The following is an 18,779-nucleotide window of genomic DNA, read 5'->3' as shown; positions in this document are numbered from 1 at the left end:
CCACCGTGCGGATCCTGCGGCAGCACGGTCTCGCCGAGGGGCTGCGCCGGCGCGGGCAGATCCACAGCCGCCTGCGCGCGACGGTCGACTTCGTCAAGGAACAGGACACCGCCACGCTGCTCCCGCTCCTGCTTCCCGGGCTCGACGGCCCCGAGTTGCGGGCCCTGGTGGAGCGCTGCGACTTCTCGCACGCGGCGTTGCTGGTCTTCCCGCCCGGTGAGGCGGCGCTGGAGGCCACGCTCGCCGACTGCGGGCTCGTCGCGGACGAGCCGCCGCGGCCGAGCGTCGTGGTGCGCGAACGTCTGGCCGTGCGGCACCACCGGTCGTCGGCGGAGCTCGACGTCGCCGTCCTGGGCCCCGCGGTCGCGTGCCGGGACGGGGCGCGGCGCGTGGTCGAGGTGTTCGCGCTGACCGTGCCGCCGGGCTCCGACCTCGGCACGGTCAGCCGCGCACGAGCGGGAGCGGCAGCACGAGGCGCAGGTCGCCTCCGAGGCCGAGGCACCGGACCCGTTGGTGCTGCGCGGCCTGTGCGCCGCCTTCGGACAGTACGGCGCCGTCCCCGACGGCGGCCCAACCCGCACGAGAACGGCACGGTGTTCTCCTTCACCGCGCCCGCCGAGTCCAAGGCCGAGTACCGGCGCGTGGAGCTGTACGTGCCCGGCGACCACCGCGACGTGCTCGCCGCCCACCTCGACGAGCACCGCAGGCGGCAGCCGGCTGCCCCTGGACGGCAGTGTGCTCCACGTCCGCAGGACCGCTCAGGAGCCGGCGTCGCATGGCATGCCGGCAGCAGGACCCGGGCGAGGATGACGGCTGCCCGGCGGCCTGCGCGGATCCGTCGCGGCGGGGCGGGTATCCGCCCGCCCCGGTGTCGACAACGCTCGTGATCAACACATCCAAGCCTGTCGTCGCATTCCCACCCGGCTACTGCTGGGAGGTGCCCCCACCCCGCGGCCACCGGCACGGCGCTCTCCGGCCTTCGGCCCGGGGGAGTTGCCGAACCGGCCGAGCGGTCCACTCCGAGGACGACTCTCCGCCTGGCGATCCCCCGCACCTGGGGGCACTGGAGGAACCGCGGGGCCGCCTCCGGGCGGCCGGCGCCCATGTGACGACGGGGCCTAGCGTGGAGGTCGCCGGCCGGTGAGTCGCTGCCACCGGTCCTGGGCAGTCTCGAGCCTGGTGAGCGCTTCGTCCAAAGCCCTGTCGCGGCTCTGGCGGGCGGTCACCGCGCTGAGATGACGCCGGGCCCGGTCGGCGGGCCGGGTGTCGGCCCGGGCCTCCTTGAGTGCGTCCTCGGCCTTCTTGACCGAGGCGGCGCGTTCCGCGAGGAACCGGTTCTCCTTGGCGACCTGGTTCTCGATGCGCACGCTGAAGCGGCGCACGCTGTCCTCGCTGTGCTCGCCGGTCGCGTAGGACTCCCAGTGCACGCCGTCCGGACGCCTGAGGTAGATGTGGTGGCCCATCGGGCTGTGCTCGAACTGCACCTGCACACCGCCCAGCGGCAGCACCTTCGCCCCCGGCCCGGATATCACCACCACGTGCTCGTGCAGGGACAGGTGGCCCAGCGCCGAGAGCAAGGCGCCGTTGCCCGACGTGCGCAGTCCCCTCAGCCGACGTTCGGCGGCGCTGATCCGGCTCCGGTAGGACTGCTCGGCCTGTGCCACCCGGCCCTCCGCGACGGCCAGTTCCCGCCGGGCCCTGCCCCGCAACTCCCGAACGGCCCGCCGCTCGCGGTCCAGGCCGTGCCGGTCCGTGTCGTGCCTGCCGGAGAACGCGTAGCTCCAGCCCCCGGGATAGCGGTGCAGCCGCCACGCCGTGCCCGCGAGGAGGAGTACCGAGACGGCCAAGATCACGCGAACGATGCCCACATGCCCACCCCTCCCAGTGACTGCCGCCCGGTGCCGGTGAGCCCGGGCGACGGAACCAGCCGAAGGTGCCGACGCTGACGAATATCTGTAGATATGCCCGGTCAGATTGGCGGGGAAGCGTGAGGGTTGTGTGATATTGCGTTGTGAGTCAACGCATGTGCCTCAAGGGGGCGTCCATGACGGCCGACGGGCATCTCAAACCTCGATCGACCGGCCTGGTGAGGCGTCAGCCGGCCGCGTCGACGTCCGGTGGCTGCGCGTTCCGCGCGTCGTAGTCGCCCTGGTGGTGGCGGATCTCCGCGTGCCTGTCGGCCGACCAGGCCGCCAGTTCCAGCACGGTGGACAGCAGTGACGTGCCGAGCCCGGTCAGGGAGTACTCGACGCGGGGCGGGACTTCGGCGTACGCCGTGCGGTCGACGAGTCCGCTGCGCTGGAGCTGCTTGAGCGTGAGGGTGAGCATCCGCTGGGAGATGCCGGGGATGGCGTGCGCGAGGTCGGAGTAGCGCACGGATCCGTCGGAGAGGGTCCCGATGATCAGCACACTCCACTTGTCGCCGACCAGGTCGAGCACCTCGCGGATGAAATCGGCGTCCTTGTCGTCCCAACGCGCGCAGGGACCCGGTACGCGCCGCACGTTCGCCCGTACATTCGTGCGCCCCTGCCGGAGCTCGCCGCCGGCGCTCACGTCAGCCGCCTCCCTCGTGTTCCACGCACATGGATGTGCCTTTTGTATCGCTTGTCATCCTAATCCACAGTGGGGCTACGAACAGATAGTGAGTTTCGGGAGGAGCCCACCATGAAGATCGAGTTCTGGTCGGACATCATCTGCCCGTACTGCGGCCTGATGGACAACCGGCTGCGACTGGCGCTGGGGCGTTTCGAGCACGCCGACGAGGTCCAGGTCGTCCACCGCTCGTTCCAGGTCCACCCCGACCTGCCCCGGCAGGGCGTCGCCCAGCGGCAGCTGCTCCGGATGCACGACATCCCCGCGCAGGACGGAGAGCGGATGTTCGCGTCGATCGAGGGCGCGGCCCACGCGGAGGGGCTGGATCCCTACCACGCGATGGACCGGACGCTGGGTCCGACCGACTACGCCCACGAGCTCCTCGCCCTCGCCACCGACAAGGGCCGCGGCGGCGAGGTGTGGACCGCGATGTTCCGTGCCCACTTCGGGGCACGGCGCGAGCTGTGGACCAAGGAGCAGGTGCTCGACTTCGCCGCCGGGGCCGGCCTGGACCGCGAGGAGGCGGCGCAGGCGCTGAACCAACGGCGCTACCGGGGCCGGGTCGCCGCCGACCAGCGCGAAGCCGAGCGCCTGGGAGCCCACGGGACGCCCTTCATGGTCATCGACGGACGCTACGCCGTCCCCGGCGCCGTCGGCACCGAGGCGCTGCTGTCGGCGATGGCCCAGGCGTGGGAGGCAGCCCACCTTGTGCCGCGGCCGCTGCAGATCCTCGGCACGACCGATGAGAACGACGCGACCGACGCGGCCTGCGGCCCGGACGGCTGCGCCGTGCCCCCGCATCCCGCGCCCTGACGCCACGAACCACCCGTGCCCGCTCGCCGGCGTCCGGCGAGCGGGTCACCCACCGGACACCCACCCGCACGAAAGAGCCACCACCATGTCCTACCTGCTGCGCATCGACGCCTCCGCCTCCGGCGACGCCTCCGTGTCCCGCCGGGTCGCCGACTCCTGCACCGCCGCCTGGGGCGGCGACATCGTCCGCCGCGACCTCGCGCTCGATCCCGTCGGCCACCTGGACGCGGCCGGCATCACGGCCCGTACCACCCCCGCCCACGAGCACAGCCCTGAGCAGAAGGCCGCCGCACTGCTCCAGGACGAGCTGGTCGAGGAATTCCTCGGAGCGCAGGCGTACCTCTTCGCCGTGCCGCTCTACAACTACTCCATGCCGTCGGTCTTCAAGGCCTGGCTGGACCAGATCATGATCGTGGGCAGGACCATCGGCACGGCCGGCCGCGCCCCGAGCGCCGGGCGCCCTGCCGTCGTCGTCTCCGCCCGGGGAGGCGGCTACGGCCCCGGCGCACCCCAGCACGGCAAGGACTTCCTGGTCCCCGCGTTGCGGACGATGCTCGGCGACCCGAACCTGATGTCCCTGGACGTCCGCCCGATCACGCCCGAACTCACCTATGCCCCCACCGTGGAGTCGCTTCGGCACCTGCTCCCGCAGCACCGTGCCTCCCTGGAGGAGGCGCACGCGCAGGCCCGCCGCCAGGCGGCGGAGATCACCGCCGTCGTGGCCGCCGGGCGGTCCGGCCTCACCGGTGCCCGATGACCGTCGGGGCCGCCCTCAGAGATCCGCCAGCACCGGCAGCAGCTCCGCGGCGGCCGCCACGTCCGCCGTCAGCGGACGGTCCTCGGTGCCGGCCGGAAGGACAGCGGCGGGGACGGTGAACACCGGCACGGGCGGCGGTGACGGGTGCAGCCGCAACGCCCGCACCGCGGTCACGAGTTCGCAGGCCAGCACGGTGGTGTACGCGTCGACGGCGCGCAGCGACTGGCGGGCCGCCTGGGAGGCGAAGCTGGCTGCCTCCTCCAGGCCGTGGGAGAGCACCGCGTGGCCGGCCGACGCGGGCGTGGCGCAGGAGCGCAGTTCCGCCAGGGCCGAGTTGGCGGTGTACTCCAGGATCATCGCGCCCGAACTGCTCGCCGGGCCCGTGGCCAGGAACCCGGGCAGACCGGTCAGGTCGCTGCGGCCGAGGGCGGTCAGCCGGGCGGCGGACAGCTGGGCCGTCTGCAGGACGGCGAGGTTCAGCCCGTCCAGGGCGAGACCGAGCGGGGCGGCGTAGAAGGCCCCGTGATGATGGGCCGCCGTGCCGTCGGCGGAGATCAGAGGGTTCTCCGACGGGCAGTTGATCTCGACTTCCACGATCCGGCGCAGGGCATCCGCGGCGTCCAGGGCGGGGCCGTGTGCCTGCGGGAAGGAACGGAAACCGAACGGGTCCTGGATCCTGCGGCCCGCTCCGTACGGCCGGCCGGGCACGCCGAGCAGCCTGCGCACCTCCGCGGCGGCATGGGCGACTCCCGGATAGGGGCGCAGGGCGTGCACCTCGGGGGCGTACGCCTCCAGTGAGCCGGAGACACCCGCGAGCGACAGGGCGGCGACCGCGTGCGTGGCCCGCAGCAGCACCTCGAGGTGGTGGCAGGCGAGGGCAGCCAGGCCCAGGGTGAGCGCGTTGCTGCTGAGCAGCGCGAGCGCGTCGCCGGGTTGCGGCACCACGGGTGCGGGCAGCGGGGACGACGGACCGGCGGGAGCGGCGTCCGCCGTCGGTCCCGGCTCCGTCCCCGGCACTGCGCCGCGCCGCTGCACGGGGAACCCGGGCGGCAGGAAGCCGGCCTCCGTCGGCGGGGGACCACCGTCGTGACCGACCGGTGGCCCGGACCGCTCCGGGCGGTCGGTCAGCCAGGGGCGTTCGCCGATCAGGGTGAGGCCCGTCTGGGCGAGGGCGGTGAGGTCGCCGGTGCCGAGACCGCCGTACTCGCTGACCGCCGGATGGACCCCGAGGCGCAGGGCGTCGGTGAGGGCGGTGATGAAGGCGGGCTGGATACCGGATCCGCCCGCGAGGAGCTGGTTGGCGCGCACCGCGAGCATCGCCCTGACCTGGCGGGCCGGCAGCAGCGTCCCGGCGCCGCCGGCGTGGCTGCGCAGGAGGCGCAGAGCGTGCTCGGCCTCGTCCTGCGCGGCGACCGGCACCGAGCGGTGCGCGCCCACGCCCGTCCCGCGGCCGTACAGGCGTCCCGCGCCGGCGAGCCGGGCGGCAGCCTGCCAGGAGTGCCGGGCCCGGTCGAGAGCCTCGGGCGGCACGGCCGGCGCGGCGGCCGCGTCGGCCAGCCGCACCACGTCCGGAACGGTGAGGCCACGCCCGTCCAGCTCGACGCCGGCGCCCTCGGGATCCGGTGGCACCCGCGTCGAGCCGTTCAGGGTCGTGTCCATGTGCGGTGGGTCAGCCGAGGCCGACGGACTTCAGCCAGGCCTGGGCCACGTCCAGCGGGTCCTTGCTCTGCGACTGCACCTGGGTGTCCAGGTCGAGCAGGGCCTTTGTGTCGAGCTTGGCGGAGACCGCGTTCAGCGCGTCGATGCCCTTCTGGTCCAGCCCGGACTTGTAGACGAGCGGCTGCACGTTCTCGAACCCGAAGAGGTTCTTCGGGTCCTGCAGGACCACGAACTTCTCCTTGGCGATGGTCGGGTCCGTGGTGAAGATGTCCGCCACCTGCACGGTGTTCTTCGTCAGCGCCGCCGCGGTCAGCGGGCCGCCCGCGTCCAGCGCCTTGAAGGACTTGAAGTCCAGTCCGTACACGTCCTTCAGGCCCACCAGGCCCTGCTGCCGGGTCTGGAACTCGGGGGAGGCCCCGATGGCCAGGTCCTTGGCGATGTCCTTCAGGTCCGCGATCGAGGACGCCGCGGTGAGCTTGTACTTCGCGGCCGTCGCCGCGTTCACCGTGACCGAGTCCTTGTCCTGCGCCGGAGCCGGGTCCAGCAGCGTCAGCTTGGGGTCCAGCTTGGCGCCGATGGCGGCCGTGGTCTCCTCGACCGTCTTGGGCGTGGCGTCCTTGTCGAGGTAGGCCAGCAGCGCGCCGTTGTACTCCGGCAGGACGGTGATGGAGCCGTTCTTCAGCAGGCCGTAGGTGGTCTCACGGCTGCCGATGTTGGGCTTGTAGGTGACGTTGATGCCCTTGGCCTTCAGGGCCTCGCCATAGATGTCGGCCAGCAGGATGCTCTCGGCGAAGTTGTTGGAGCCGACGACGACGTTGTTGCCGCTGGCCTTGCCTTCCGAGAGCGGGTTGTCGGACTTGTCGTCGGAGGACGACGAACACCCGGCGACGAGGGCCGCGGCGGTGGCGGCGAGTGCGACGGCGGCCACGCCGCGGTTTCTCGTGCTTGACCTGGTGCTCTTCGCGTTAGAAGTCACAATTCCCGTTCCGGACTCTGAGGTTGGTGGAGGCTGGGTCGTGGCAGGGCGTGCGGCGTGCGGGGACACGTACGATCCTGATCCAATCCAGCCGGTTCCCAGTCAGTCAAGAGCATTCGGATCGCCGATTGGCCTCCTTGGTACGCAAATGTGGAGAGTGGACGGTCGCCTTGTAACGAACTCTTGACATGGGGCGTGGCGAACGCGGCTTCGAAGGCGCGATACATTCACCGCTGTTGCATCGGCCACAGCTGTGTGCGGGCGCCGCTTCGATGTCGTCGCGCATCATCGACCACCCCCATGAAGGAGGCCAGGTGTCCACGGTGCAGGTGGACGTACCCACCCGCCCGGCTGCCCCGCCGCGGGGCGACGGGCCCTTGGGGTTCGCCGACCGCTGGCCCTTCCGGCGCAAGCTCAACCTCCTGGTCGGTGTCCCGCTGGCGGTGGTGGCCGTGCTGCTCAGCTACCTCATCGCCGACCAGGTGGGACGGGCGCGGGACGCGGCGTCCGCGGCCCAGCTGGTCCGCGACAGCGCCCAAGTGGCGGCCCTGGCCGACCGGGTGGAGGCCGAGCACCAGCAGGCCATTCTGCTGTCGGTGCGGTACGAGGCCGCCGGCCGCGGCGCACGGCCCTCGATCGAGGCGTACCGCAAGGCGCAGCGTTCGGTGGACACCCAGGTGGCGACGGTGCGCCGGGCCTTCGGCGACCGGCTGCCGGACACCGAGGCGCAGTCCCTGCGCGAGATCGAGGGCCTGACCAGCCTGCGCGAGACGGTGGAGCAGAGCTATCTGCCCGCCGACAACATCGACCCCGCCTACACCGGCGTGGCCAAGGGTCTGATCGACGGCCTCGGCCTGGACCGCAACGCGGCGCTCGCTGCCACCTTCACGGGCAATCTGCTCGACTCCCTGCTGCGGGCCGACGCCGCGCACAGCTCCTTCGAGACGAGCGTGTTCTCGGCGACGACCGGTGACGCCAACGCCCTCATCGAGTTCAACGCCGCGGTCGGTTCGTACCAGCTGTACACCTACCAGGCCGACCGCTTCGCCCGGTTCGCCACCGTGGAGCAGGCCGACGAGCTGTCCGGTATCGAGCACAGCGACCCCCAGGGCCGGATCGCGCAGGCCTACGCCGAGCTCCAGATCGACCCCAGCTCCCTGCAGGCGGACACCCCGGCCGAGGTCCACCGGGCGTTCAGGGACGCGCTGACGGACTACCCGGCCTACCCCGCGCAGGCGGCGAACCGGCTGCGGATCACCTCCTCGCTCATCGACCAGATCGCCGACCGCGCCGACGACGCCTCGGGCGACGCGTGGTGGCGGGCCGCGCTGCTGCTGGCCGTCGCGCTGTTCGGCTTCCTGGTGTGGCTGGCGCTCTCGGTCGTGGTCCGGCGGTCGGTGGTCCGCCCGGTGCAGGCGCTCACCGCGGCCGCACAGGAGGTCTCGGCCGCCACCAGCCGTGAGCTCGCCCGGGTGGCCGACGACGACACGGAGGACTCCGGACCGCCGCGGGTGCGCGAGGTGCCCGTCACGGCCCAGGACGAGATCGGCGAGCTCGCCCAGGCGTTCAACCAGGTGCAGACGACCGCGACCGCGCTGCTGGAGCGCCAGGTGCTCAGCCGCCGCAACGTCGCCGAGATGTTCGGCAACGTGGGGCGCCGGGTCAGTAACCTGACGACCCGTCAGCTCGCGCTGATCGACTCGGTCGAACGCGGCGAGACCGACCCGGCGCTCCTGGAGCGGCTGTACTCCATCGACCACATCGCCGTGCGCCTGCGCCGGAACGCCGACAGCCTGATGCTGCTGGCGGGCATCCGGGAGACCGTCCTGGACTCGGGTCCCACCGCGCTCACCAACGTGGTGCGGGCCGCGCTCGGCCAGATCGAGGGCTACCAGCGGGTGCGGCTGTACGCCGAGACCGAGGCCATGGTCGAGCCGGACATCATCGGCGACCTCACGCTGATGGTGGCCGAACTCGTCGAGAACGCCGTCTCGTTCTCCCCGGCGGGCAGCCCCGTCGAGGTGACCGTGCGCTCCGGCGACGGCGACGCCCTGATCGCGGTGGCCGACCACGGCCTCGGCATGAGCGCCGAACGGCTCGAGGAGGAGAACGCCCGGCTGATCCGCCGCGAGCGCCTGGACCTCGTCCCGACGAAGGTGCTCGGCCTGTTCGTGGTCGGTTCGCTGGCGCGTCGCTGGGAGGTGGGGGTGACCCTCTCCCGTACGCCGGGCGGCGGTGTGACCGCCGAGGTCGCGATCCCGGCGACCCTGCTGCTGAGCATGAGCGCGGTGGGCGGATCGGGCGGCGCGGCGACGAGCCCGGCCACCGGCGCCCCGGAGCCCTCGCCGGCCGCGCCGGGCCCCGAAGCCGCCGCCCCCGTCGCGGACACCGTCCCGTCCACGGGCCCCCACTCCGCCACCACCCCGGCCGCCGCCGGGGAAGGGGCGCCGCTCCCGCGGCGCGTGCCCCGGCGCGAGGCGGGCGGATCCGCCGGACAGCGGCCGCTGGTGCCCGGGCCCCGCAAGGAGGTACCGGCCGGCGACTCCGCCGGGCAGCCCGCGCTGCGCCGCAGGGTCCGCGGTGCCACCTTGCGGACGACCACCGGCGCGGCCGCCCAGCAGGCAGGCCTTCAGGACGCGCCCGCGCAACCCGCGGACGCCGATGCCGTACGGTCCGCGCTGGAGGAGTTCGAGGCCGCCGTCGAGCGTGCCCACCGCGACAGCGACACCGGAACCCACGCCACAGCAGACCTCCGCACCGCCACCGGTGCGGACCCGGTAACCGGGACCACGCACCGCCCGAACGACCTCCCAGAAGGAGCCGAGCAGTGAGCACGCCGACAGGTGACACTCCGACGACCGACCTGCAGGCCGCCGCAGCCGACTTCAACTGGCTGCTGAACCGTTTCGCCACCGAGACCGCCGGCGTTGTCGACGCCATCGCGGTCTCCTCCGACGGGCTGCTCATCGCCGTGTCGGAGCTGCGCGAACGCGCTCACTCCGAGCGGCTGGCCGCCATCGTCTCCGGCATCACGAGCCTGGCCGCGGGCGCCTCGGGCAACTACGGCCTCGGCGGCCTGAACAAGGTCATCATCGACCTGGAGGGCGGCCACGTCATCGTCTCCGCGATCGGCAGCGGCGCCGTGCTCGGCGTCGTCACCGACAAGGAGGCCAAACTCGGCAACATCGCCTACGAGATGACGCTGTTCGCCAACCGCGCCGGCACCGCGCTCAGCCCACAGCTGGTGCTCGAACTCAAGAACACCGTCGGCGCCGCGTCGGCCCGCTGACCGGGCGCCCCCGGGTCCGGAGAGGAAGACACGACTTATGGCGGACGGCCGCACACCGGCCGGCGAGGACGGCGCGACGCCCGCGGGATCCGAGCTGGTCGGCCCCGCCTCTGCCGTGCGCCCGTTCCTTCTCACGGCCGGCCGGGTGGCGCCCGCGTCCGGCCGGCCGGTGCCGGTGGAGACCCAGGTGGTGGCCACCGCCGCCGGGCTCAAGACGCTCGACAAGCTCGCCTTCGAGCAGCACGACATCGTTGCCGCCTGCCGGCAGCCGCAGTCCATCGCGGAACTCGCGGCCCGGCTGCGGCTGCATCTGAACGTGGTGCGGGTCCTCGCCGAGGACCTGCGCGCCGCGGGACAGCTCACGGTCCATGTGCCCGACACCGGTGCCACCCATGACGCGTCCGTCCTGCGAAGGGTTATCGATGGCCTGCGGGCCGTCCCCGACTCCCGGGGGGTACTCCGTGACACCGACTGAACCGCTGCTCGGCGCCGGCCCGGCCGCGCAGGCCGTCGTACGGCCGCCGCTGCCGGTCAAGATGGTGATCGCGGGTGGCTTCGGCGTGGGCAAGACCACCGCCGTCGGCTCCATCTCCGAGATCGAGCCGCTCACCACCGAGGCCGCCATCACCGAGGTGGCCGCCGGCGTGGACGACCTCAGCCAGACCCCGCGCAAGACCACGACCACGGTGGCCATGGACTTCGGCTGCCTCACCATCGACCCCACCTTGAAGCTCTACCTGTTCGGCACGCCCGGGCAGGAGCGGTTCGGCTTCATGTGGGACGACATCGTGGAGGGCGCGGTGGGCGGTCTCGTCATCGTCGACAGCCGCCGCCTGGACGACTGCTACGCCGCGGTCGACTACTTCGAGCACCGGCGGATCCCCTTCGCCGTCGCCCTCAACGCCTTCGACGGACACGTCGAGCACTCGCTGGACGAGGTCCGCTGGGCGCTGGACGTCGCCGAGCACGTGCCGGTGGTGGTGTTCGACGCCCGCGAGCGCGGCTCGGTGCGGGACGCCCTGCTGGTGGTACTGGAACTGGCGCTGGAGCGCACCGGCGGCTGAGCCGCGGGCCGGCAGCGGACGGAAGGGCCCGGGGCGATCCGGCATCGCCCCGGGCCCTTCCGTCGGCCACCGCCGCGCCCGTCAGGCGGCGCGGCGCACTCCCGGGGACACCGTGAGGCGGGCGACAGCCCAGAAGACCGCGAGCGTCACCAGCGCCATCACGGCCACCAGCGTGGCGCCGCCCACGACCTTCTCGTAGTTGCGCTGGTAGAGGCCGTCGATGATGTACCGGCCCAGGCCGCCCAGGCCCACGTACGCGGCGATGGTGGCCGTGGAGACGATCTGGATGGCGGCCGAGCGCAGTCCGCTCAGGATCAGCGGGAGCGCGGCCGGGAGTTCCACGTGGAAGAGGATGCGCGACTCCTGCATGCCCGTGCCCCGGGCCGCGTCGACCGACGAGGGATCGACGGAGCGGACCGCTTCGTACGTGGTGACCAGGATCGGCGGCACGGCGAGCACGACCAGCGGGATCATCACGGGCCCCAGGCCGAAGCCCAGCCAGGTGACCACCAGCACCAGCAGACCGAAGGTGGGCAGTGCCCGGGCGGCCGTGGCGGTCATCGCCAGCGTGTTGCCCCCGCGTCCGTAGTGACCGGTGACCATGCCGATCGGCAGCCCGATGACGGCGGCGAGGGCGAGCGCCTCCAGGGAGTACCGGATGTGCTCGACGACGCGGGTGGGGATGCCGTCGTAGCCGTGCCAGTGGGCGCTGTCGCTGAAGAAGGCGTTGATGAAGTGCAGTACGTTCACCGGGCCGCGCTCTCCTTCGGCATCCAGGGGGTCAGCAGCAGGCGCAGGGCGACGAGGACCGCGTCGACCACGACCGCCAGCACGGCCGTCGTCACCACGGAGTTCACCGCGAGCTCGGGCCGGTGGTAGATCTGGGCGTCGTTGAGCAGATTGCCCAGCGCGCCCTGGTTGCCGATCAGCATGCCGACGCTGACGAGGCTGATGCTGGAAACGGTCGCGACCCGGAGCCCCGCGATGATCGCCGGTACCGCGATGGGCAACTGCACCTGGACGTAACGGCGTACGGGTCCGAAGCCCATGGCGGTCGCCGCGGCCAGGGTCTCCTGCGGCACCGAGCGGACGCCGTCGACGATGGCCGGGACCAGTACGACCAGGCTGTAGACGGCGAGCGGGATCATCACGGTCAGTTCGGTCTGGCCGGTGTAGTCGATGAGGACCACGAAGAAGGCCAGCGACGGGATGGCGTACAGCACGGTCGTCACGCCCAGCGTGGGGGCGTAGACCCAGCGGTACCGGACGCAGAGCTGCGCGATGGGCAGGCTGATCACCAGGGCCGCCAGTACCGGCAGCAGCGCCTCGCGCAGATGCAGTCCGATCAGGCCGAACCAGCTGTGCTGGAGGTCGCTCGGGATGTCGAAGAAGCCACTCATCCTGCGGCCTCTGCTCCGGCGCGGACCTGGCCGTCCTCGTGGAGTTCGGCGTGCGCGCTGCGGATGGCCTCGCCGATGGCGCGCTCCGAGACGACGCCGACCACCCGGCCGGTACCGTCCACGCCGACGGCCCAGCCGGTCGGCGACAGCACGGCACCGTCGAGTGCGGCCCGCAACGACTCCCGGCCGTGCTCGAACGGCCGCCCGAAGGGCAGCAGGCGAGCGGGATCGATGGTGCCCGCGGTCAGCAGCCCGGGCTCGCTCCAGCCCAGCGGCCGGCCGTCCAGGTCGGTGACGAGGAGGTAGGGCACGTCCGCGGTGGTGCGGGCGGCGATCTGCTCGGCGCCTGCGTCCACGGCGACGACCGGCTCGCTCCTCAACTCCAGCCGCGAGGAGGAGAAGAAGGACAGCCGCCGGATGCCGCGGTCGGCGCCGAGGAAGTCCTCGACGAACTCGTCCGCCGGTGCGGACAGCAGTTCCGCGGGCGGCGCGAACTGGGCGAGCCGGCCGCCGGTGCGCAGTACCGCGACCGTCGTGCCGAGCTTGATGGCCTCGTCGATGTCGTGGGTGACGAAGACGATGGTCTTGCCCAATTCGTCCTGGATCCGCAGCAGCTCGTCCTGAAGGCCCTTGCGGACCACCGGGTCGACGGCGGAGAACGGCTCGTCCATGAGCAGCACCGGCGGGTCCGCGGCGAGCGCCCGCGCCACGCCGACGCGCTGCTGCTGGCCGCCCGACAGCTGGTACGGGTAGCGCTTGGCGAGCGAGGTGTCGAGCCCCACCCGCTCCATCAGCTCCGCCGCCCGTGCCCGCGCGCGCCGCTTGTCCCAGCCGAGCAGCCGGGGCACGGTGGCGATGTTGTCCAGGATGGTGCGGTGCTGGAAGAGCCCGGCGTTCTGGATGACGTAACCCATCGACCGGCGAAGGGTGTTGACGGGTTGCTCCCGGATGTCGACACCGTCGAGGAGAATCGTTCCCTCGCTGGGTTCGACCATCCGGTTGATCATCCGGAGCGTGGTGGTCTTGCCGCAGCCCGACGGTCCCACGAGCACGGTGATGGAGCGGTCCGGTATCTCGAGTGAGAGCCGGTCGACTGCCACCGTGCCGTCCTGGTACCGCTTGGTAACTGAGTCTATCCGTATCAAAACGCCGAATACCCTTCGGGTCTGGCAGAAGCTGCCCGCTCTCGGCCACGGTCGCGCGGGCCGTTGCGGGGAGAGTGTAGACGCCCTTTGTTGCGGCACTTCGGCGCGGATACCCGTGCGGGCCGTCCGTACGCCCAGGGCGGAGACCGCGGCGGCTCAGGAAGCGGCCTCGTACGCGGCGGCGTTGCGCACGAACAGCTCGTGGAGATCGCGCACGGCCCGCGGTACGGCACCGGAGTGGCGGCGCAGCAGGACCAGCAGCACCTCGGTCGTGTCCCCCGCGAGCGGCCGTACGGTGATCGCGCCGCGCCGCTCCAGCGGGTCGCCGACGACACTGAAGTCCGGGAGCACCGTGGCACCCAGACCCTCGGCGACCATCAGCTTGCCCATCTCCGCCCCGTCGGTGGAGTACGAGAAGGCCGGTGTCCGGCCGCCCAGCAGACGGTGCACGAAGCGGTGCATGACGTAGCCGGACCGCATCACGACCAGCGGCCCGGCCAGCAGGCTGTCCGCGTCCACCGCCTCCAGGGCCGCCAGAGGGCTGTCGGGGCGCACGCACACCACGGGCCGGCCCCGCAGGAGTTCGGTGCTCTCGAAACCGGGCGGCATGTCGTCGCCCTGGAGGTGGTTCACCATCCCCAGGTCGAACGCGCCCTCCAGCAGTCCGCGGTGGATGTCCGCCTGCTGCGCGCCGACCACCTCGACCTGGGTGACCGGGTGCGAGGCACGGAACTCGCGCACGGTCGGGATGAGCAGCGGAACAGTGGCGGTGTTGACCGTGCCGAGCCGGACCATGCGGCTGATGCGGTGGTGGTCGCCCGCCGCGTCGCGGAGCCGGTCGACCGCGTCCAGCACGCTCATGATGTGCGGCAGCAGCTCCGCGCCCTCGTCACTGATCCTCGCCCCGGTCCGCCGGCGCTCCAGCAGGTCCACGCCGAGCTCGCGTTCCAGATTGCGTACGGTCTCGCTCAGCGCGGGCTGGGACAGGTGCAGTTCCTCTGCGGCGCGCCGCAGCGACCCCAGTCGTGTCACGGCGGCGATGTACTCCAGCTGTTCGATGCGCATCACTGGAGACTGCCGACCGCGCCGCGTCGAGTTCAAGGGAAACCCTGTCACGACCTCGTGAATACCGACTCTCAGCATGTGGAATCACTGCTGGGCATTCTTGACCGCCCGGACCGCACGCTGGTTGTATCGATGACATGAAGCGACAGGAGCTCACGCGGCGACGCCACGTAGATCTCGGGCGTGTCTCCAGCGCCCGCTGTCGCCGTTCGGCCTGAGCGCACCCGAGGGAAACCCTCGCACACGCGCCTGTTTCTGTTCATGACGTTCACCCGGGGCCGTTCGCCGTCGCGATGAGGGCCCGCCGTGTGCCTGCATTCCGGTCACCGCGTTCCCCCGCTTGCGCGCCGTCGCCTCTTGGCTCTTCCGCCGACCGGGGGCCGGTCGTGAGCAGCGGCGTGGTCGGGCCGGCGACACCCGCGGGGCAACACCTCGTGCCACCGGGGGGCGTACCCGCCGCGGACAGGCCCGCCGTCACCTGCAGCACCCCTTGCCGACCGCATCCGACATCCCCGTGAGAGGTCCCCGTATGGCCGCCGTCCTGTCCGTCTCCGGAAGCCCCTCCGCCGCCTCGCGCACCGCGCGTCTGCTGCGTCACCTGGACAACCGCCTCAGGGCCCAGGGCCACGACGTGATACCGCTGGACGTCCGCTCGCTGCCGCCCGAGGCACTGCTGCACGCCGACATCGGCCATCCGGCGATCGTCGAGGCCGTCGGCTCGTTCCAGCGGGCGGACGGGGTCGTGATCGGCACACCCGTCTACAAGGCGGCCTACTCCGGGCTGCTCAAGTCGCTGCTCGACCTGCTCCCGCAGTACGCGCTCGCGGGCAAGACCGTCCTCCCGCTGGCCACCGGCGGCACCACCGCCCATGTGCTGGCCATCGACTACGCGCTCCGCCCCGTACTGAGCTCCATGGGCGCGGCACACATCACGCCGGGCTGGTTCACGCTCGACAAGGACATCTCGGTGGACGACAAGGGCACGCTGACCGTCGCGCCGGCCCCGGCCGAGGCGCTGGTCCAGGTCACGGACCAGTTCTCACGTGCGCTCGGTGGGCGCCCCACCCTGCTGGCGGCCACCGCATGAGCGACGCGGCCGTGATCACCGGCGACGCCGAGGCCCTCGCCGTCGCGACCGAACTGGCGGCGGACTTCCGCAAGGGGGCGGCCGAGCGGGACGCGCTGCGCCGGCTTCCGGAGGCGGAACTGGAGCGGCTGTCCGCCTCCGGCCTCCTCGCGGTCACGGTGCCCGCCGAGTTCGGCGGTGCGGACGTCGGCGCGGAGACGCTCGCCCGGGTCTTCCGGATCCTGGCCGCCGCCGACGCCAGCCTCGCCCAGATCCCGCAGAGCCACTTCGTGTACGTCAACGTGCTGCGCCGGCAGGGCACGCGCGAGCAGAAGGAGTTCTTCTTCGGCGAGGTGCTGCGGGGGAGACGGTTCGGCAACGCGCAGTCCGAGGCGGGCACCAAGCACGTGCAGGACATCCGTACGCGGCTCGTGCGCGTCCCGGACGGCGGATACGTCCTCGACGGTGTCAAGCACTACTCCACCGGGGCCCTGTTCGCCGACTGGATTCCGGTCCTCGCCCGCGGCGAGGACGAGAACCTGCACGTGGCGTACGTGCCGCGGCACGCGCCCGGTGTGACGGTGGTCGACGACTGGAACGGCATGGGGCAGCGCACGACCGCCAGCGGCACCGTCCGGCTGGAGTCGGTGCCCGTCCCCGCGGACCGGGTGGTGCCGCACCACCTCACCTTCCAGGGCCCGCAGCTCCACGGCGCCGTGGCCCAGTTGCTGCACGCCGCCATCGACGCCGGTATCGCCTTCGGTGCGCTGGAGGAGGCGGCGGAGTTCGTCCGCACCAAGAGCCGGCCGTGGTTCGAGAGCGTCGACGAGGGACACGGGACGGCGGCACAGGACCCGCTGCTGATCCAGCGGTTCGGTGAACTCGCGATCCGGGTGCGCGCCTGCGACGCGCTGCTCGACGCCGCTGCCCGGGCGGTGGACGCCGCCCGGGCCGATCTCACCGAGGACTCGGCGGCCGAGGCCTCGATCGCGGTGGCCGCGGCCAAGGTGACGGCGGGAGAGGCCGCCGTGGAGGTCGCCAGTGCCCTCTTCGAGGTCTCGGGCACCCGCTCGGCACTCGACTCCCTGGGCCTGCACCGCCACTGGCGGGACGCCCGCACCCACACCCTGCACGACCCGGCCCGCTGGAAGGTCCAGCACATCGGCCGGTACGTGCTCAACGGCACCAGGCCGCCCCGGCACGGCCTGCTGTGACGGACAACCCCGAACGGAGACCTCAGGTGCCCCTCACCTTTCACTGGTTCCTGCCCACCAACGGCGACAGCCGCCACGTCGTCGGCGGCGGCCACGGCACCCCGGCCACCCGGTCCGGCCGCGACCGGCCGCCGACCGTCGCCTACCTGAGCCAGATCGCCCGCGCCGCCGAGGACCTCGGTTTCGTCGGCGCGCTGACCCCCACCGGCGCATGGTGCGAGGACGCCTGGCTGACCACGGCCATGGTCAGCCAGAACACGGAGCGCCTGAAGTTCCTGGTCGCCTTCCGTCCCGGCTTCGTCTCACCGACGCTGGCCGCGCAGATGGCGTCCACCTTCCAGCGCCAGACCGGCGGACGGCTGCTGCTCAACGTCGTCACCGGAGGCGAGAGTCACGAGCAGCGGGCCTACGGCGACTTCCTCGACAAGGACGCCCGCTACCGCCGCACCGGTGAATTCCTCGACATCGTGCGGAGACTGTGGGAGGGCAAGTCCGTCGACCTGCGCGGGGAGCACCTCCACGTCGAGAACGCGCAGCTCGCCCAGGTGCCCGACCCGGTTCCCGAGGTGTACTTCGGCGGTTCCTCGCCGATCGCCGGCGAGGTCGCCGCCCGGTACGTGGACGTCTACCTCACGTGGGGCGAGCCGCCCGCGCAGGTCGCCGAGAAGATCGCGTGGATCCGGGGACTGGCCGCGGAACAGGGGCGGACCGTGCGCTTCGGCATCCGGCTGCACGTCATCACGCGTGACACCTCGGAGCAGGCATGGGCCGAGGCCAACCGCATCCTGGACGGCTTCGACCCGGAGAGCGTCGCGGCCATCCAGGCGGGGCTGGCCCGGAGCGAGTCGGAGGGCCAGCGGCGCATGCTCGCCCTGCACCACGGTGGGAGCCGCGAGCGCCTGGAGATCCACCCCAACCTCTGGGCGGGCATCGGCCTGGTGCGCGGCGGCGCGGGTACCGCGCTGGTCGGCAGCCACGACGAGGTCGCCGAGCGCATCAAGGAGTACCAGGCCCTCGGCATCGAGGAGTTCGTCCTCTCCGGCTATCCGCACCTGGAGGAGGCGTACTGGTTCGGAGAGGGCGTCCTGCCGAAGCTCCAGGCCCAGGGCCTGTGGCAGCACCCCGACGGCAAGCAGGCGGCCCACTCGGCGCACGTACCCTTCGCGGGGGCGGGCAACCCGCGCTGACCCGTGTGGTCACCGACGATCCGGGGGCTCACGACGCGGGCGCCGGCCCGTGGTCGTCCTGCGCGCCGGTGAGGGCGTCCAGCAGGTGCTGCAGGGTGCGGCACGCCGCCGTGAAGTCCCCCGGTCCCACAGCCTCGGACCAGCGTTGCTCGATCTCGGCGACCCGCCCGCCGGCGTCGTCGAGGGCCTGCCGGCCGCGCCCGGTGGGGAAGATCAGTTTCGCCCGCCGGTCGCCGGGGTCGGGGCGGCGCTCCAGATAGCCGAGTTCCTGCAGCTCGTTGACCAGTTCCGAGGTCGCCGCCAGGCTCAACTGCGCCCGTGCCGCGAGGTCGGTGAGGCGGATCCCGTCCACACCGATGTTGCCGAAGATCTGCAGGTGCGGCTCCCGGAGATCGGCATAGCCCCGTTCGGCGGCCGGGGCGAACATCTCGGTCCTGAACTCCCGGAGCAGGCGGACCAGGAGCTGGCCGATGGCGAGACGGTCGACCGGCAGATCGCTTGACGAGGGCATAGCCCCGAAGGATACTTCGGTTGCCGAAGCTTCGGCTACCG

Annotated in this window: 19 protein-coding genes; 10 read left to right on the top strand and 9 right to left on the bottom strand. The window is 72.2% G+C overall.

Annotation, left to right across the window (positions count from 1 at the left end):
• Positions 1 to 5: 5 nt before the first annotated feature.
• Positions 6 to 887, top strand: a complete 882-nt coding sequence (locus tag ACIP98_RS03680; RefSeq protein WP_401973992.1) for a hypothetical protein — start codon at positions 6 to 8, stop codon at positions 885 to 887.
• A 231-nt stretch (positions 888 to 1,118) separates the two neighbouring features.
• Here ACIP98_RS03680 and ACIP98_RS03675 read toward each other — a convergent pair whose 3' ends face one another.
• Positions 1,119 to 1,868: a hypothetical protein gene (locus ACIP98_RS03675; RefSeq protein WP_401973536.1), complete on the bottom strand. Its 750-nt coding sequence runs from the start codon at positions 1,866 to 1,868 to the stop codon at positions 1,119 to 1,121.
• 226 nt (positions 1,869 to 2,094) lie between these two features.
• Positions 2,095 to 2,553, bottom strand: a complete 459-nt coding sequence (locus ACIP98_RS03670) for a helix-turn-helix domain-containing protein (protein ID WP_319662438.1) — start codon at positions 2,551 to 2,553, stop codon at positions 2,095 to 2,097.
• Positions 2,554 to 2,664: 111 nt separating this feature from the next.
• On the opposite strand from ACIP98_RS03670, the gene ACIP98_RS03665 reads away from it, so the two are divergent.
• Complete coding sequence (locus ACIP98_RS03665; protein WP_401973535.1) at positions 2,665 to 3,405, top strand: DsbA family protein; 741 nt, start codon at positions 2,665 to 2,667, stop codon at positions 3,403 to 3,405.
• 85 nt (positions 3,406 to 3,490) lie between these two features.
• Positions 3,491 to 4,162, top strand: coding sequence for an FMN-dependent NADH-azoreductase (locus tag ACIP98_RS03660; protein ID WP_401973533.1), 672 nt, complete (start codon positions 3,491 to 3,493; stop codon positions 4,160 to 4,162).
• A 15-nt stretch (positions 4,163 to 4,177) separates the two neighbouring features.
• Here ACIP98_RS03660 and ACIP98_RS03655 read toward each other — a convergent pair whose 3' ends face one another.
• Both ACIP98_RS03655 and ACIP98_RS03650 read right to left on the bottom strand, forming a co-directional pair.
• Positions 4,178 to 5,821, bottom strand: a complete 1,644-nt coding sequence (locus tag ACIP98_RS03655; protein WP_401973531.1) for an aromatic amino acid ammonia-lyase — start codon at positions 5,819 to 5,821, stop codon at positions 4,178 to 4,180.
• A 10-nt stretch (positions 5,822 to 5,831) separates the two neighbouring features.
• The gene (locus ACIP98_RS03650) at positions 5,832 to 6,797 is read right to left on the bottom strand and encodes an ABC transporter substrate-binding protein (protein WP_319662433.1); all 966 of its coding nucleotides are present in this window, start codon (positions 6,795 to 6,797) and stop codon (positions 5,832 to 5,834) included.
• Positions 6,798 to 7,111: 314 nt separating this feature from the next.
• Here ACIP98_RS03650 and ACIP98_RS03645 point away from each other — a divergent pair, with 314 nt between their 5' ends.
• The 4 genes from ACIP98_RS03645 to ACIP98_RS03630 are packed head-to-tail and all read left to right on the top strand — an operon-like array spanning position 7,112 to position 11,150.
• Complete coding sequence (locus ACIP98_RS03645; RefSeq protein ID WP_401973529.1) at positions 7,112 to 9,628, top strand: ATP-binding protein; 2,517 nt, start codon at positions 7,112 to 7,114, stop codon at positions 9,626 to 9,628.
• Positions 9,625 to 10,086, top strand: a complete 462-nt coding sequence (locus tag ACIP98_RS03640) for a roadblock/LC7 domain-containing protein (protein ID WP_319662430.1) — start codon at positions 9,625 to 9,627, stop codon at positions 10,084 to 10,086. The genes ACIP98_RS03645 and ACIP98_RS03640 overlap by 4 nt, the downstream gene beginning before the upstream one ends.
• A gap of 37 nt (positions 10,087 to 10,123) precedes the next feature.
• Positions 10,124 to 10,561, top strand: a complete 438-nt coding sequence (locus ACIP98_RS03635) for a DUF742 domain-containing protein (protein WP_401973527.1) — start codon at positions 10,124 to 10,126, stop codon at positions 10,559 to 10,561.
• The gene (locus tag ACIP98_RS03630; RefSeq protein ID WP_319662428.1) at positions 10,548 to 11,150 is read left to right on the top strand and encodes an ATP/GTP-binding protein; all 603 of its coding nucleotides are present in this window, start codon (positions 10,548 to 10,550) and stop codon (positions 11,148 to 11,150) included. The genes ACIP98_RS03635 and ACIP98_RS03630 overlap by 14 nt, the downstream gene beginning before the upstream one ends.
• An 81-nt stretch (positions 11,151 to 11,231) precedes the next feature.
• Here ACIP98_RS03630 and ACIP98_RS03625 read toward each other — a convergent pair whose 3' ends face one another.
• From ACIP98_RS03625 to ACIP98_RS03610, 4 genes are all read right to left on the bottom strand, one after another.
• Positions 11,232 to 11,900: an ABC transporter permease gene (locus ACIP98_RS03625; protein ID WP_319662427.1), complete on the bottom strand. Its 669-nt coding sequence runs from the start codon at positions 11,898 to 11,900 to the stop codon at positions 11,232 to 11,234.
• Positions 11,897 to 12,550, bottom strand: a complete 654-nt coding sequence (locus ACIP98_RS03620) for an ABC transporter permease subunit (protein ID WP_319662426.1) — start codon at positions 12,548 to 12,550, stop codon at positions 11,897 to 11,899. The genes ACIP98_RS03625 and ACIP98_RS03620 overlap by 4 nt, the downstream gene beginning before the upstream one ends.
• Positions 12,547 to 13,695 carry an ABC transporter ATP-binding protein gene (locus ACIP98_RS03615; protein ID WP_319662425.1) on the bottom strand — a complete coding sequence of 383 codons (1,149 nt, stop codon included), beginning with the start codon at positions 13,693 to 13,695 and terminating at the stop codon, positions 12,547 to 12,549. The genes ACIP98_RS03620 and ACIP98_RS03615 overlap by 4 nt, the downstream gene beginning before the upstream one ends.
• Before the next feature lie 156 nt (positions 13,696 to 13,851).
• Positions 13,852 to 14,760, bottom strand: a complete 909-nt coding sequence (locus tag ACIP98_RS03610) for a LysR family transcriptional regulator (protein ID WP_401973525.1) — start codon at positions 14,758 to 14,760, stop codon at positions 13,852 to 13,854.
• Between the two features lie 529 nt (positions 14,761 to 15,289).
• Here ACIP98_RS03610 and ssuE point away from each other — a divergent pair.
• Genes ssuE through ACIP98_RS03595 form a run of 3 tightly spaced genes read left to right on the top strand, consistent with a single transcriptional unit; the run spans position 15,290 to position 18,227 of the window.
• Positions 15,290 to 15,847, top strand: coding sequence for an NADPH-dependent FMN reductase (ssuE, locus tag ACIP98_RS03605; protein WP_401973523.1), 558 nt, complete (start codon positions 15,290 to 15,292; stop codon positions 15,845 to 15,847).
• Positions 15,844 to 17,040 (top strand): SfnB family sulfur acquisition oxidoreductase, encoded by a 1,197-nt coding sequence (locus ACIP98_RS03600; protein ID WP_401973522.1) that lies wholly within the window; start codon positions 15,844 to 15,846, stop codon positions 17,038 to 17,040. The genes ssuE and ACIP98_RS03600 overlap by 4 nt, the downstream gene beginning before the upstream one ends.
• A gap of 26 nt (positions 17,041 to 17,066) precedes the next feature.
• The gene (locus ACIP98_RS03595) at positions 17,067 to 18,227 is read left to right on the top strand and encodes an LLM class flavin-dependent oxidoreductase (protein ID WP_319662421.1); all 1,161 of its coding nucleotides are present in this window, start codon (positions 17,067 to 17,069) and stop codon (positions 18,225 to 18,227) included.
• A gap of 28 nt (positions 18,228 to 18,255) precedes the next feature.
• Here the strand turns inward: ACIP98_RS03595 and ACIP98_RS03590 are convergent, their stop codons facing one another.
• On the bottom strand, positions 18,256 to 18,738 hold the full coding sequence (locus ACIP98_RS03590) for a MarR family transcriptional regulator (protein ID WP_319662420.1): 483 nt from the start codon (positions 18,736 to 18,738) through the stop codon (positions 18,256 to 18,258).
• Positions 18,739 to 18,779 lie beyond the last annotated feature (41 nt).

Origin of the sequence: Streptomyces sp. NPDC088354 (assembly GCF_044753585.1) — a bacterium.
GTDB lineage: Bacteria > Actinomycetota > Actinomycetes > Streptomycetales > Streptomycetaceae > Actinacidiphila.
Note: the sequence above shows the minus strand (reverse complement) of the source record. Positions and strands in the feature narration are given on the sequence as shown.

Excerpts from the sequence above, each read along its gene's own strand:
- ACIP98_RS03610 (WP_401973525.1), bottom strand. The coding sequence starts at position 14,760 with ATGCGCATCGAACAGCTGGAGTACATCGCCGCCGTGACACGACTGGGG.
- ssuE (WP_401973523.1), top strand. The coding sequence starts at position 15,290 with ATGGCCGCCGTCCTGTCCGTCTCCGGAAGCCCCTCCGCCGCCTCGCGC.
- ACIP98_RS03635 (WP_401973527.1), top strand. The coding sequence starts at position 10,124 with ATGGCGGACGGCCGCACACCGGCCGGCGAGGACGGCGCGACGCCCGCG.
- ACIP98_RS03600 (WP_401973522.1), top strand. The coding sequence starts at position 15,844 with ATGAGCGACGCGGCCGTGATCACCGGCGACGCCGAGGCCCTCGCCGTC.
- ACIP98_RS03590 (WP_319662420.1), bottom strand. The coding sequence starts at position 18,738 with ATGCCCTCGTCAAGCGATCTGCCGGTCGACCGTCTCGCCATCGGCCAG.
- ACIP98_RS03655 (WP_401973531.1), bottom strand. The coding sequence starts at position 5,821 with ATGGACACGACCCTGAACGGCTCGACGCGGGTGCCACCGGATCCCGAG.
- ACIP98_RS03660 (WP_401973533.1), top strand. The coding sequence starts at position 3,491 with ATGTCCTACCTGCTGCGCATCGACGCCTCCGCCTCCGGCGACGCCTCC.
- ACIP98_RS03665 (WP_401973535.1), top strand. The coding sequence starts at position 2,665 with ATGAAGATCGAGTTCTGGTCGGACATCATCTGCCCGTACTGCGGCCTG.
- ACIP98_RS03620 (WP_319662426.1), bottom strand. The coding sequence starts at position 12,550 with ATGAGTGGCTTCTTCGACATCCCGAGCGACCTCCAGCACAGCTGGTTC.